Source organism: Apibacter muscae (genome assembly GCF_007845595.1).
Classification (GTDB): Bacteria; Bacteroidota; Bacteroidia; order Flavobacteriales; family Weeksellaceae; genus Apibacter; species Apibacter muscae.
Map to the genome: position 1 here is coordinate 12,713 of NZ_SELI01000014.1, position 13,762 is coordinate 26,474.

A 13,762-nucleotide genomic window follows, 5' to 3' on the forward strand; every position below is an offset into this window, starting at 1 on the left:
TCGGAGATTGTTAGGTATTTTCATGGAGAAATTGTTATGATATAGTTATAATGATTTTATGTACTAAATAAGTATTAGTAATGTATTGGCTTTTAAATGAAAAACAAATGATCTTTTTAACTTTTTAGTTATTTTTGTCTTTAGATTATGGGAAAAAGGAATGAATGAATCAATAAGATTAACAGATACGTTAAATACACTTCCTGAAAATGTAAGCTTAGTAGCAGTTTCAAAAACTAGATCGATTGAAGAAATTGCAGGTATGTATAAGGCTGGACAGAAAGATTTTGGAGAAAATAAAGTTCAAGAAATGATGCAAAAAGAAGAGGCTTTACCCAAAGATATTCGTTGGCATCAGATCGGACATTTACAAAAAAATAAGGTTAAATATATAGCACCATTTGTACATTTAATTCATTCGGTGGATAGCGAAGAACTACTACATATTGTTGAAAAAGAAGCTATTAAAAATGACCGAATACTTTCTATACTTTTGCAAGTTAAAATAGCTCAAGAGGAAACAAAATATGGACTTACTTTTAATGAAGCCTTGCAAATTTTAACTCAAAAAAAACTTGGAGCTTTTCCTCATGTAAATATTATAGGGCTTATGGGAATGGCTTCTTTTACAGATAATATCCAGCAGATTAATGAGGAATTCCTTTCATTAAATAGTTTTTTTATAAAACATCAAAAAGAATTTGAGTTACAAACATTATCTATGGGAATGTCTAATGATTACCCCATAGCTATACAATGCGGGAGTAACATGGTAAGAATTGGAACAAAATTATTTGGAGCTAGAGATTATAATAAATAATCAAAATAAAGTTCATAAATCTATAATGATTCATATAATTAAGTTCGGATAATTTTTGTTCATAAAATTAATTATTCCAAAAATGATTAAAAGTATCTGAATTTTTGCTTAGTTCATTGTTCAAACTGTCTTTACCCATTTTTTCTAATAAAGTTTGATCATTACCAAAGAGTGAACGTCCTAATCCTAAGCCTGGGGCATCAATTTTACCGCCAATACTTTCAATAATCGTAGGAAACCAATCAAAAGTAGTAAAATTTCTATTTTTCATATGTTTAGGTTGAACTACGGAATTAATGACACAATTATAGGGAAAGCGCTGATTTACATCATAACTTTTATAAAAATTATCCATAGAAAGATGATCTCCCAAGATGATAATAGTCGTATTTTTAAAAAAAGATTGGGATTTCAACCATTCAATAAATTCATACAGTTGTTTGCTTGAATTTGCATTAACATTTGCATATTGGTTGTCAAATTTAATATCTGCATTAGGATCTAAATAACCATTAGGGAAATGAGTGTCCATAGTATTCATAACAAAAGCAAAAGGTCTTTGGTCTTTAGATAAATCGGTTAATTCCTGTTTAGCAAAATTGAATAATTTAGCATCCTCTATTCCCCACCAGACCAAGTAATCTTTAGGAATTAGCCCATTTTCCTTAAAGTAATTATAATCTTTAATTTGAAATTTTCCATGGCTTTGGAAAAAAGTTTTTAAACCTGAAAACTTGGAATCCGAACCCTCCATCAGTATATTATTGTATCCCTCTTTTTCAAGAATATCCCCTAAAGTTAAGGCATTAGGCAAAAAAACTTTATACCTTTCCATGTCATTTTCTTTTTTATTGGAAAGCTTTAAAGGAATACCACTTGTAGAGGCTACTACAGCCGCCATAGTCCAACCCGTAAATGAAACCTGAACACTTCCACCTACATGATCGGACTGGCTGAAATTAATATTATCCTTAGCCAATTTTGTAAGTTCTGGAATTATATTTTGATTAAACAAACCTCCTTCTTCTTTAGATTGCATGGTGGTCTCCATGGATTCTAAGTAAATAACTATAAGGTTGTTAGGTTTTTCAGGGAAAGTAATTTTAATTTTTTTGGGATTAATATATTCTTGATCGTACAAGGCTGTTTTTTCAAAAAAATAACCATACACATTGTAAGATTTAAATTTTTTGTAGACCAAATAAGAAGATAGTAAAATTAAGAAGATGGTAAATATAAATAAGTGTTTCCTAAAAAGTTGAATTGGATATATTTGAATTCTAAACTTAATTTTAGTAAAAAGTTTAATATACAAGAATAAACTTTCATTTTTAGAAAAATCCATAGATAATACTATGAAACATAAAGTTATTAATGAGGCAGGTAGTAAGGTTAAAAGAATTAAATTCGTTTTATAATCAAACGTTGGGTTGTTATCCGGTATATTAATATGAAATAAAATTTGCTCAAAAGTAGCATGGGCAAAATTACTGTTAAGCCATAGTAGGATAAAGAAGATTGTAATGGATAAAAATATTAAGAAAAATAATATTATTTTTTTGGGAAATTTCATTTTTTATTCTTTTTATACACTAAAAAGGTTTTAACATATTTTTTAAATATAAAGGACAAAAAGGATAAAATAAATGCGTATACCAAGGCAGTGACTAAATAAGATAAACTAAAAAACATACTATGGTAGTTATCTAGCTGTACTTGCAATATGTCGCTATCGAAAACTATGATCATAGATAACCATACGAATAGATTGATGGCAAGCATAAATAGTAAACTCTTTTTAAGAAATGTGAAAGGAGAACTTTTTTGTTTAGTGAAAAAATCAAATATACTTGTAGCAAAAATAGCAGGAAGTAAAAAAATTATTATTTCAATCATGATTAGATCAAGTAAATTATAAAAAATAAATATAGGTTCTAATTGAGAATATTATTCTCTAAACAGAATCTCTGTTTAGAGAATAATGAACGCGAAATTAATGAAATTAATAATAATAAATTTTTAATGAAATCGACAAATATTGATTAATAGTTGTTATTTTATATTTATAGTATAATTATTCATATTATTTATTTTCTTATATTTAAAAAAATTGAATTTTATTTAATTATTTAAATAAAATAGCTCGAATAGTAAAAGGATACAAATAAATTTATAATTGGTTATTAAACATGCATGCAAATTATGTAGAAACTGATTGTAGTTTAGATGAGGTAAAAAAATTAAATAAAATTAATTTTTTAAATTTCCTTATTCTTATAGGAATAATAAATGGATACAAGAGAAAAAAGATCGTTTTATGCTTTATAGGCTAGAGTAAAGAAAGAGAAGCTTTATCAACAAAGGGCATTACAATTAGTGAATTTATGTAAGTATTTATATATTTTACCCTTGGGGGAATCCCAAGGGCTTAATTTTTAAGAAGAGCTTTCACCGGTTTGCCACCCCCCATTTTAGCAAACATTTTTTCCATAGCGACAATTAAAGGTTCCATGGCGTGCATAGCATCGCTATCGCTTTGGGGAACTACAATGCGTTGAACACCTTCTTGGCGAGGCATTCCTCCCGTAGCCAGCCCCCATATTCCAGAAGCAGACAAAAGAGTTCCCAGCAATCCCCCTCCAAGGAGGCCGGCAACCGTTCCAGTCGTTCCCCCCACATTTGCCCCTACCAAGGTACCACTCCCTATGATCGAAGGATTTAAGCTAGGCAGTGTAGATACCGCACCCAAAGAACCCCCAACCACGGTACCGGTAGCCCCGCCCGCTACACCGCCCAAGACAGGCATAACCGCTGGTGCACCCAATACCGCCCCCGAAAGCACCATTTCCCTTTGGTCCTGCAAGGTGTTTAAAATATCCCGAGTACCTATATAAGCCTGTATATGTTCCGTATTTTTCTCCACACCATTTCTTTGGTAGCTAGAATTATGCACGGCCGCCGCATTGTAAGTATAGGTTTCGTAGCCGGTAGCTGCTCCGGCTATGGTGGCAAGCCCACCCCCTAAAGAATGCCCCGTAATGCTGACCTGCCCGAGAATATCTCCTGAATTTTTAGCTTGTTTTACCTTTTTTGCTAGTTTTACAGCAGCGTCGTATTGATCGGAACGGATACCCATTGCCTGCAAATAATCTTCTTTTAAATCTGCAGTTTTGGAAGGTTCCGTGCCTCGGTATGCAATGACCACATTGCCCTCCCTGTCTTCATATAAAGCAGCATAAAAACCATTGTTGAGATCTTGGTTTAATAATTCTTTCCAGCGATCTCCAAGAATTTTTATTGCACGATCTTCGTTTACGGGTGTAAATCCATTGATAACCTTATTATTTTCGGGATTTTGAAAGTCTACATCTTCATAGGAAGCGGCAGCCATGCGGGCATGGGTCAATGCCTTATGCATTTGGGGTAAAACAATATGCACTACCCCGCCCATTATGCATTGCAGGGTGGCTTTCTCCAACAAAGCTCGTTTACCGGAAATTTTTACCTTGGGATGCACCGAAGACCACTGAGACGATTGGCAAAGGGTGGAACACAAGCTGGGGAGAAGTTGGGAAGACAATTGGTTTCCCAAAAAACCGCCCACAAACCTACCGGCATAATAACCCACAAAAGCCCCCAACGGACCGCCCAATGCTCCCATGGCTCCGCTTATCCAGCCCACTAAGGAAGAAGTGCCTCCCACCATTTTTTGGCAGTAAAAATTATCCTGAAACCGATCGTCTTCGGTAGCTTTTAGCTTTTGGTTCATAAAAACCGTTTTTTGGGAACTTACCTTTATTTGGGAATTTTTTTTCCCTTCCAAACAAGTGGTTATAGCTCCGTGGGGGACATACAGTTGGCTCATTGCTTAGTCGTTTAAGGGTTTTCCGGAAATTGTCTTGCCTGCTTTTAAGGAATCTTTCAGCTCTTGAAAATATATTTTACTTTCTTCCATAAGAGGCAAATTACGTATACTTTCAGGTACTTCTTCGTATCTTTGAATTTCATTGATCATTCCTTGCCTTCTTTGCAACTGTACGGGAAAGCGAATGCCGTATTCTTTTTCCAAACGTTTTTTAATGTTTTCTAAAGTTTCTTTGGCTTGCTTTGTTCTTCCGGGTTCTTCTAACTCTTCCTGTACCAATAAAGCCAAACTATAACCTAACCGATTGACAGATCGAGGATCTGCCCCCTGGTCTAGAAAATAATTGACCAATGCAAAATGCATCCCACTCATAGCGATTTGGGCAGCGTTATCAATGCTTCCATACTCCAAAAAATTAGCATCGGCCCCGTATTTCATAAGCAAGTCAATATATTCTTGGCTATTTTTATGAGCCATAGCATAGTTAAGAGGCAATGCTCCCACAGGGGTATTGGGGCTAGCTCCTTTTTCCAGCAATACCCGGGTTAAAGACATATTTCCACGAGAAACTACAAAGGAAATATTAGTAATTTTTCTCGGATATTTAGACCCATCACTAACATCTAAAGTAACTAAATTAGGATCTGCCCCTAAATCCAAAAGTTTTTTTACCACAGAAACGTCTTCCATTAAACAAGCGTAGAACAAAGGGGTAAAACCACTTTTAGAACTCCAAGTGTTTAGGTCTATCTGGTTATCATGAACCAGTTTTTCAATCTCACGGGCATTCCCCTGGTAAATCGCTTCTGCCAAAGGCAGTAAAGGTTCTTCAAAACAAAATTCCGGCGTGTATTTCTTACGGTTTTTACTTTTAATCGGGTCTAAACAAGAAGTTAAAAAAGCCATAGATATCAGTAGTACTAAAATTATTTTTATTCTTTTCATCTTTTAAAAGTCTAAAATTCTCTAAACCAAGAACTCAAAATTAAAATTTTATCTTATTATTAAGGGAATTTATTTTAACTTTCCAAGGGTTTTCCGGAAATGGTCTTGCCTGCTTTTAAGGAATCTTTCAGCTCTTGAAAATATATTTTACTTTCTTCCATAAGAGGCAAATTACGTATACTTTCAGGTACTTCTTCGTATCTTTGAATTTCATTGATCATTCCTTGTCTTCTTTGTAATTGTACGGGAAAGCGAATGCCGTATTCTTTTTCCAAGCGTTTTTTAATGTTTTCTAAAGTTTCTCTGGCTTGCTTTGTTCTTCCAGATTCTTTTAATTCTTCTTGAATATAATAAGCCAAACTAAAACCTGACCGATTCACCGAGCGAGGATCTGCCCCCTGGTCTAAAAAATAATTAATTAGTTCAAAATGTCTACCAGTAAAGGCAATTTGGGCAGCGTTATCAATGCTTCCATACTCCAAAAAATTAGCATCGGCCCCGTATTTCATAAGCAAGTCAATATACTCTTGACTACTACGTTGTGCTAAGGCATCATTTAGAGGCAATGCTCCCACAGGGGTATTGGGGTTGGCTCCTTTTTCCAGCAATAATCGGGTTAAAGACATATTTCCACGAGAAACTACAAAGGAAATATTAGTAACTTTTCTCGGATATTTGGAGCCATCACTAACATCTAAAGTAACTAGATTAGGATCCGCCTCCAATTCCAAAAGTTTTTTTACTACGGAAACGTCTTCTAGTAAACAGGCATAGTACAAAGGGGTAAAACCACTTTTAGAGCTCCAAGTGTTCAGGTTTATCTGGTTATCATGAACTAGTTTTTCAATCTCATGTGCATTTCCTTGGTAAATCGCTTCCGCCAAAGGCAGTAAAGGTTCTTCAAAACAAAATTCCGGCGTGTATTTCTTACGGTTTTTACTTTTAATCGGGTCTAAACAAGAGAGCAGAAATAAACTACTCATCAAACAAAAAAGGGCTAGGAGGTAATTTTTTCTTTTCATGAAGTACTATTTCTTCTTGAGGTTCAAATGCATCGTTGGGAGTTTCACCCTCTTCTTGATCTATACGGTTAATTTTGTATTGCAAAGTATAAAACAGCTGTTTACTCATCTGCTCCTTAGCATAAACTACGGCACGGTTTAAAGTTCCACTGTCTTTATTGTAAAAATACTTTCCTTCCAACGAGAAATGAGGAAGAAAAGGATCTTCCAGCATTAAGGAATAAGCCTTTTCGTATCTTTCCTTAAAAAGTTCCCAGTGGGAGCTAGGACTTTTGGAAGTTAGTAAAATTTCAATCTCTTCCGCTTGCTCCTTGCTGGTGTAGCTAAGTGTGTAGGGAATTAAAAGCTCCGGGAAAATTAAAGAATTCACCAGAAATTCTTTGTTTATAACACGGGGGCTATTGACCGGAAAAACCAAAGGTTTTTTAGGGCAAAACAAAACTTGATAAAGCATATTTTGCTTTATATAAGGGGTTATACGTTCAAAGGCTCGGTTGTATTCTTCAATTAAAACCTTAGCAAAATCGTCTTGCAATTCTGCCGACTTTAATTCTTCAAATTTAATAGCCTCCCATTTCTCAAAAATTTCTTTTTTGTTTAATACTTCTCCCAGTGTACCGTCTGTTAGAAGAGAAACCATCAAATGATCCGAAGATTTATTGATTTGCTGTACCAAGTCTATTAAAGCTTTTAAAGGGCTGCTACATTTTATTACTTGAACCTCCTGCACAAGAATTTCTGCCCTTTGGGCATGTAAATCTTCAGAAATTTTCCAGAGATTCACGGTTTGATTCTCAGACATCAACTCATTTTTAAGAAAAAAAGAATTCTCAATTTCAATTTTATAAGAATTGTTTTTTCCCAAAGAAAAATTAGTGTTTAAACTTTTTTCTAACTTTTCTTGATAGGTCAGTTGTCCTTCTGGTAGAAGTATTTCTTTTAAATGACGAGGCAATTTGTCGGTACCCGGCAGTAAATCCTCCAAAGGACAATATTGGTTATGGTATTGCCGAAGTTCGTCACAAGAAATTCCGAATTTTAAAGCCACCTTATGTAAAGTGTCCCCTTTTTGAACTTTATATTTATAATTAGACATAAAAACAAAATCAACAAACGCAAATGTATAAAACATTTATGAATTATATGCCAATGTATCTAAATAAACATTTGTTTTATTTTATTCGTATGACATGAACGGAAATTAAGCAAGTCGACGAATGAAAGATTAAAAAAATATTTTTTTATATAGTTTGTAGTAATGTTGGCACAGTTTTTTATAATATATTTGTAGCAAGTATAAATTTTTTTTTAAAAACCACCTTTTAATAAGCAAGGGAAATTAAAAACCTGTTTGTTATAGAAACTGATAAGTCCTTTCCATATATGGGGAGGACTTATATTTTAGTTTTATTCCTAATGATCTAAGGAATGTATACGCTAAATTATTTATTTTTGTACTTATCCTACTTCTGGTAAGCAGGTAAAAAATTTTTGTTAATTAATTCATACAGATTTGAATACCCAGACTTCTTCTCTAAAAGCCAATCAAGATTCAGAAGACATTTTAATAAAAAATGCACATCTTCACAATCTTAAAAATATAAATGTATCCATACCTAAAAATAAGCTAACAGTAATAACCGGCGTATCCGGAAGTGGAAAATCTACATTGGCCTTTGATACTCTGTATGCCGAGGGGCAAAGGCGGTATGTGGAAAGTTTAAGTTCTTACGCACGGCAATTCTTAGGGAAATTAGAAAAACCTCAGGTAGATGATATCGTAGGGCTTGCACCCGCTATAGCCATTCAGCAAAAAGTAATTTCAGACAACCCTCGCTCTACCGTAGGAACAACTACAGAAATTTACGATTATCTGCGCTTACTTTTCTCCCGAGTAGGTAAAACCTATTCACCCATCTCCGGCAAGGAAGTAAAAAAAGATGAAGTAAGCGATGTGGTTCGTTATGTAGAAAGTTTGCCCGAAGGGGGGAAATATCTTTTGCTTTCTCCTCTGGAGGTACAAGGAAAAGATTTTTCCGAGCTATTAAAATTATTAAAAGGGCAAGGCTATGTACGATTAGAAATTGGCGGAAAGGTTGTAACTATGGAAGATCTGGAAAGTTTTGGGTTTACGCCGGAGCCGGAAGTGGATATTCTTTTAGTGGTTGAAAGATTTTCTGTAGAACATAACGAAGAAGCACTTCAACGATTTGCAGACAGCGTGCAGATAGCTTTTTACGAAGGCAAAGGAGATTGCTATATAAAAAATACGGAAACAGGGTTTACACAAAAATTTTCAAATGCTTTTGAGCTAGACGGGATGCAATTTTTAGAGCCCACCATCCATTTTTTTAGTTTCAATAATCCCTACGGAGCTTGCCCTACCTGCGAGGGCTATGGTAGAGTTTTAGGAATAGACGAAGAATTAGTAATTCCCAATAAAAATTTATCCATTTACGAAGATGCTGTATTTGCCTGGAAGGGAGAAAAGATGAGTGAATGGAAAGAATATTTCATTAAAGAGACAGCACAAGCAAAATTTCCAATTCATAAGCCATATTTTGAACTGACTTCTGAACAGAAAAAATTGTTATGGAGAGGAAACGGCTCTAAAAAATTTCCTTGTTTGGACAATTTTTTTAAAATGTTGGAAGAAAATACGTACAAAATACAGTACCGGGTCATGCTATCTCGCTATAGAGGGAAAACCACTTGCCCGGATTGTAACGGCAAGAGGTTAAGACCCGAAACCTATTTTGTAAAAATAGATGAATCCTCGATCAATGACTGGATAGACCTACCGCTGGATCAACTCTCTGAAATAATCAAACAGCTAAAGCTAAGTGATTATCAAAAACAAATAGCCAAGCGTCTCTTATTTGAAATTAATAGCCGTATATCATTTCTTTTAGATGTAGGTTTAGGATATCTTACTTTAAATAGAGCTTCCAATACCTTGTCCGGAGGAGAATCTCAAAGAATCAATTTAGCAACGTCCTTAGGAAGTAGCTTGGTAGGTTCTATCTATATTTTAGATGAACCCAGTATAGGTTTGCATGGGAGAGATACCGATCGTTTAATATTGGTCTTAAAAAAACTACGGGATTTAGGAAATACCGTGGTAGTTGTGGAACATGACGAAGATATTATGAAAACGGCGGACTATTTGGTAGATATTGGTCCTAATGCTGGTACATTAGGCGGGGAAGTCGTTTTTGCGGGAACGTATAAACAAATGATGAAGAAGCAAACGCTAACTTCGGACTATTTAAACGGAGCAAAGAAAATTGAAGTTCCTAAAACTCGAAGAAAAACCAAAGAATATATTGAAATTACGGGAGCAAGGCAAAACAATTTAAAGGGAATAGATGTTAAGCTTCCCATGTATTGTTTAACGGTAGTTACAGGAGTTAGTGGTTCCGGTAAAAGTACTTTGATGAAGGGCATTGTAGCTCCAGCGCTCCAGCGTAAGTTAGGAATTAGTGGAGATAGACCGGGGGCTTTTTCAGAATTGAAAGGAAATTGGAAAGAGATTGAACATTTAGAATTGGTCGATCAAAACCCGATCGGCAAATCCTCTCGTTCCAATCCAGCCACATATGTAAAAGCTTTTGATGATATTCGTGATTTATTCGCCAAACAAAAGCTAAGTAAACTAAATGACTATAAGCCGAAACATTTTTCATTTAATGTAGAAGGCGGGAGGTGTGAAACCTGCCAAGGGGAAGGAAGGATAAAAGTTGAAATGCAGTTTATGGCAGATATAGAGTTGGAATGTGAAAGTTGCCACGGGAAAAGGTTTAAACAGGAAATATTGGAAGTAACCTTTGAGGGTAAAAATATTGCTGATATTTTAGAAATGACAGTAGAAGAGAGCATCCAATTTTTTAATACTCATAAACAAGCCAAAATTGTAAATAAGTTACAACCTCTGGAAGAGGTTGGCTTAGGATATCTACAACTGGGGCAATCTTCAGGAACCTTATCGGGTGGAGAGGCACAACGAATAAAATTAGCTTCTTTCCTTATTAAAGGAAATACTACCAATAAAACATTGTTTATATTTGATGAACCAAGTACGGGTCTTCATTTTGATGATATTAATAAACTTTTAAAATCGTTTTATGCACTTATAGAAAAAGGGCATAGCGTAATGGTAATTGAACATCATCCGGATATTATTAAATGCGCGGATTATTTGGTAGATATAGGTCCGGAAGCAGGAGTCCATGGAGGTGAAGTTGTTTTTACTGGAACCCCGGAAGAAATAATAAAATGTAAAAAATCCTATACCGGCAAATACTTAAAAGATAAGCTTTCAATTTAACCCATTAAATTTAGCGCTAAATTTAATAAAATAGCCATTACTATTTTATTAAAAGTTTTCTAAAAACCGTTTCATGAATTTGATAAAAAGAATTAAGTAGTAATGGAATATGAATAACTAAAAAAAGGAACTTTTAAATTCCTTTTTTTAGTTTAAAAATTTTTAAATTTATATTACTCCCTGAGCGATCATTGCATCAGCAACTTTTATAAATCCAGCAATGTTTGCTCCTTTTACGTAATTAACAGAACCATCTTCTTCTAATCCGTATTTTCTACAATTGTCATGGATTCCAGTCATAATTTCTTTTAATTTTTTATCTACCTCTTCGCTGCTCCAATGCATACGCATCGCATTTTGGCTCATTTCTAATCCAGAAGTAGCCACTCCTCCGGCATTAGAAGCTTTTCCTGGAGAATACAGAATTTTATTTGAAATGAATTCATGCACAGCCTCTAAAGTACAAGGCATATTGGCGGCTTCTGTTATACAGATAACTCCATTAGCAATTAACAGTTTTGCATCTTCTAAATTTAATTCGTTTTGGGTAGCTGCCGGTATAGCAATATCACCTTTTTGCTCCCAAGGTCGTTTGCCTGCATAAAAGGCAGCAGAAGGATACTTATGTAAGTAATCTTTAACTTCATCGTTTCCACTCATTCTCATTTCTAATAAATATTCAGCCTTTTCTTCCGTAATTCCATCTTGATCATAAATATAACCATCAGGACCGGAAATTGTAACGACTTTTCCACCCAATTGATTTACTTTTTTTATAACTCCCCAAGCGACATTTCCAAAGCCTGAGACCAATACGGTTTTACCCGCAATTTTTTCATCAATGGTTTCCAGCATTTTTTCACAGAAATACACAACACCATATCCCGTTGCTTCTGGACGAATTAATGAACCTCCGTAAGAAAGACCTTTTCCTGTCAATACCCCAGTAAACTCATTTTGCAAACGTTTGTATTGTCCGAATAAAAAGCCAATTTCACGAGCTCCTACACCAATATCTCCGGCAGGCACATCAGTTTCAGCTCCGATATGCTTGCTCAGCTCAGTCATAAAAGATTGACAAAATCTCATTATTTCATTTTCAGATTTTCCTTTAGGATCAAAGTCAGCCCCTCCTTTTCCTCCACCCATTGGTAATGTGGTTAAAGAATTTTTAAAAACTTGTTCAAAGGCTAAAAATTTCATGGTACTTAAATTTACAGAAGGATGAAAACGGAGTCCACCTTTGTAAGGACCGATGGCTGAATTCATTTGAACTCTGAATCCTCGATTCACTTGTATATGTCCACGATCATCTACCCAAGGGACACGGAATATAATTGACCGTTCAGGCTCAGTCATTCTCATCAGAATATTTTTGTTATTATATCTGGGTTGTTCAGAAATAAAAGGAATAATTGTTTCCGCAAATTCTTTAACCGCTTGTAAAAATTCAGGTTCATGAGGGTTTTTCATTTCAACCACCTTCATAAACTCATTTAAATCTTGTTTCATAAAATTTATAATTAGGTTTTAGTCTTTTTTTAGTCATAAAAAGCTATGGACAATGTAAACATTCTAAGGTATAGAAACAACAGATAAGAGAGAAATTTATAAATATAGATGATTATGAGGAAGTTAGTATGAATTGAAATGTTTGAAAAATTCAACGGATGGATAAATAAACTTAGGGAATATCTATATTAAACGTCAAAGAATGATGAGTAAAAGCTTTAAAATGAAGGATACAGCATTTTTATAAATTAATCCTTACTTGTTTTTCTGGATATTAGAAAACCTAACCATACAAGCGTGATACCTGCTAAAAAACTTATAGTAAGATAGAGGAAAGCAATTGAAATGTAGCCTTCTTTAATTAAAAAGAAAGTTTCTTTAGAGAAGGTAGAGAAGGTAGTAAAGCCACCGCAAAAACCTGTAACTAATAGTAGATTAAGATTGTTTTTAAGATTTACCTTTCCAGCTAATAGTCCAATTATAAAACAACCTAAAAGATTGACTACAAAAGTAGCGAAAGGGAATAAAGGCGGGTTTGAAGTTGCTGATAATAAAGAGATTGAATGCCTGCATAGGCTTCCGAATCCACCACCTATAAAAACCAATAGAATTTTTTTCATTAAATTTTAATTTTAAATTTTCGTCTTGTTAGCAGTTTCCTCCGCCTGTTATATAACCTAAAAATAAGCTTAAAAGTCCTACAACACAACTAGAAAAAACATAGATAAAAGCCAATTTTATTTTTGCTTTATTAAATAAGAGAAATGCTTCTTTAGAAAAGCTGGAAAAGGTGGTAAAACCACCGCAAAAACCAGTAATTAAAAATTCATTGAGAGTAAGGTTTTTATGTAAGACTATGGAGAACAGTCCGATTAAGAAACATCCAATAATATTTACGAGGAATGTACCTAAAGGGAAATTGCCTTTATAATAATTTGGAGTAATATAGGAAACGGCATACCTAGAAATACTTCCCAATCCGCCTCCCAAAAAAATAAATAAAAATTGTATAAACATATTAGTTTTTAATATTAATAACCATTGTTTTATGTCACAGTTACCTTGAATAAGACATGTAAGAATAAAAAAAATATAAATTCATTTAAAGGAACTCTTTTTAATTTAATAAATATCAATTGTTGTATGATAATGGTACATGAAGACGCAAAATAAATACCAAAAAATATTAAATACATTATAATATTCGTTTATAATGTCTAGATTGCTTCATAATTGTATGAATTAGAAATAAAAATATTATTTATAAAGTA

The 13,762-nt window shown here is 34.0% G+C and carries 11 protein-coding genes; 3 read left to right on the top strand and 8 right to left on the bottom strand.

All coding sequences use genetic code 11. The features are described from left to right. Window positions 1–160: 160 nt before the first annotated feature. Entirely contained in the window at window positions 161–820 is a 660-nt protein-coding gene (locus ETU10_RS00215; RefSeq protein WP_146309261.1) for a YggS family pyridoxal phosphate-dependent enzyme, read from the top strand. Window positions 821–887: 67 nt separating this feature from the next. Here ETU10_RS00215 and ETU10_RS00220 read toward each other — a convergent pair whose 3' ends face one another. After that, on the bottom strand, window positions 888–2,393 hold the full coding sequence (locus ETU10_RS00220) for a sulfatase-like hydrolase/transferase (RefSeq protein ID WP_146309262.1): 1,506 nt from the start codon (window positions 2,391–2,393) through the stop codon (window positions 888–890). Between the two features lie 168 nt (window positions 2,394–2,561). On the opposite strand from ETU10_RS00220, the gene ETU10_RS00225 reads away from it, so the two are divergent. After that, window positions 2,562–2,738, top strand: coding sequence for a hypothetical protein (locus ETU10_RS00225; RefSeq protein ID WP_185145022.1), 177 nt, complete (start codon window positions 2,562–2,564; stop codon window positions 2,736–2,738). Window positions 2,739–3,248: 510 nt separating this feature from the next. Here ETU10_RS00225 and ETU10_RS00230 read toward each other — a convergent pair. From ETU10_RS00230 to ETU10_RS00245, 4 genes are all read right to left on the bottom strand, one after another. Continuing rightward, window positions 3,249–4,685 carry a PAAR-like protein gene (locus ETU10_RS00230; protein ID WP_146309263.1) on the bottom strand — a complete coding sequence of 479 codons (1,437 nt, stop codon included), beginning with the start codon at window positions 4,683–4,685 and terminating at the stop codon, window positions 3,249–3,251. A 3-nt stretch (window positions 4,686–4,688) separates the two neighbouring features. After that, the gene (locus ETU10_RS00235; protein ID WP_146309264.1) at window positions 4,689–5,630 is read right to left on the bottom strand and encodes an ankyrin repeat domain-containing protein; all 942 of its coding nucleotides are present in this window, start codon (window positions 5,628–5,630) and stop codon (window positions 4,689–4,691) included. 74 nt (window positions 5,631–5,704) lie between these two features. Next, window positions 5,705–6,652 (bottom strand): ankyrin repeat domain-containing protein, encoded by a 948-nt coding sequence (locus tag ETU10_RS00240; protein ID WP_146309265.1) that lies wholly within the window; start codon window positions 6,650–6,652, stop codon window positions 5,705–5,707. Then, window positions 6,606–7,748 carry a LysM peptidoglycan-binding domain-containing protein gene (locus ETU10_RS00245; RefSeq protein WP_146309266.1) on the bottom strand — a complete coding sequence of 381 codons (1,143 nt, stop codon included), beginning with the start codon at window positions 7,746–7,748 and terminating at the stop codon, window positions 6,606–6,608. The genes ETU10_RS00240 and ETU10_RS00245 overlap by 47 nt, the downstream gene beginning before the upstream one ends. Before the next feature lie 417 nt (window positions 7,749–8,165). On the opposite strand from ETU10_RS00245, the gene uvrA reads away from it, so the two are divergent. After that, the gene (uvrA, locus tag ETU10_RS00250; RefSeq protein WP_146309267.1) at window positions 8,166–10,979 is read left to right on the top strand and encodes an excinuclease ABC subunit UvrA; all 2,814 of its coding nucleotides are present in this window, start codon (window positions 8,166–8,168) and stop codon (window positions 10,977–10,979) included. Window positions 10,980–11,147: 168 nt separating this feature from the next. Here the strand turns inward: uvrA and gdhA are convergent, their stop codons facing one another. The 3 genes from gdhA to crcB (ETU10_RS00265) form a co-directional block, all read right to left on the bottom strand. Further along, window positions 11,148–12,491, bottom strand: a complete 1,344-nt coding sequence (gdhA, locus tag ETU10_RS00255; protein WP_146309268.1) for an NADP-specific glutamate dehydrogenase — start codon at window positions 12,489–12,491, stop codon at window positions 11,148–11,150. Between the two features lie 248 nt (window positions 12,492–12,739). Further along, a complete protein-coding gene (crcB, locus tag ETU10_RS00260; protein WP_146309269.1) occupies window positions 12,740–13,111 on the bottom strand; it encodes a fluoride efflux transporter CrcB in 372 nt (123 codons plus the stop codon). 28 nt (window positions 13,112–13,139) lie between these two features. Then, window positions 13,140–13,508: a fluoride efflux transporter CrcB gene (gene crcB, locus ETU10_RS00265; RefSeq protein ID WP_146309270.1), complete on the bottom strand. Its 369-nt coding sequence runs from the start codon at window positions 13,506–13,508 to the stop codon at window positions 13,140–13,142. Window positions 13,509–13,762: the final 254 nt, after the last annotated feature.

Bases quoted from the DNA above. Each gene is read 5' to 3' on its own strand.
- ETU10_RS00215 (WP_146309261.1), top strand. From the start codon at position 161: ATGAATGAATCAATAAGATTAACAGATACGTTAAATACACTTCCTGAA.
- ETU10_RS00220 (WP_146309262.1), bottom strand. From the start codon at position 2,393: ATGAAATTTCCCAAAAAAATAATATTATTTTTCTTAATATTTTTATCC.
- ETU10_RS00225 (WP_185145022.1), top strand. From the start codon at position 2,562: ATGATCATAGATAACCATACGAATAGATTGATGGCAAGCATAAATAGT.
- ETU10_RS00230 (WP_146309263.1), bottom strand. From the start codon at position 4,685: ATGAGCCAACTGTATGTCCCCCACGGAGCTATAACCACTTGTTTGGAA.
- ETU10_RS00235 (WP_146309264.1), bottom strand. From the start codon at position 5,630: ATGAAAAGAATAAAAATAATTTTAGTACTACTGATATCTATGGCTTTT.
- ETU10_RS00240 (WP_146309265.1), bottom strand. From the start codon at position 6,652: ATGAAAAGAAAAAATTACCTCCTAGCCCTTTTTTGTTTGATGAGTAGT.
- ETU10_RS00245 (WP_146309266.1), bottom strand. From the start codon at position 7,748: ATGTCTAATTATAAATATAAAGTTCAAAAAGGGGACACTTTACATAAG.
- gdhA (WP_146309268.1), bottom strand. From the start codon at position 12,491: ATGAAACAAGATTTAAATGAGTTTATGAAGGTGGTTGAAATGAAAAAC.
- crcB (WP_146309269.1), bottom strand. From the start codon at position 13,111: ATGAAAAAAATTCTATTGGTTTTTATAGGTGGTGGATTCGGAAGCCTA.
- crcB (WP_146309270.1), bottom strand. From the start codon at position 13,508: ATGTTTATACAATTTTTATTTATTTTTTTGGGAGGCGGATTGGGAAGT.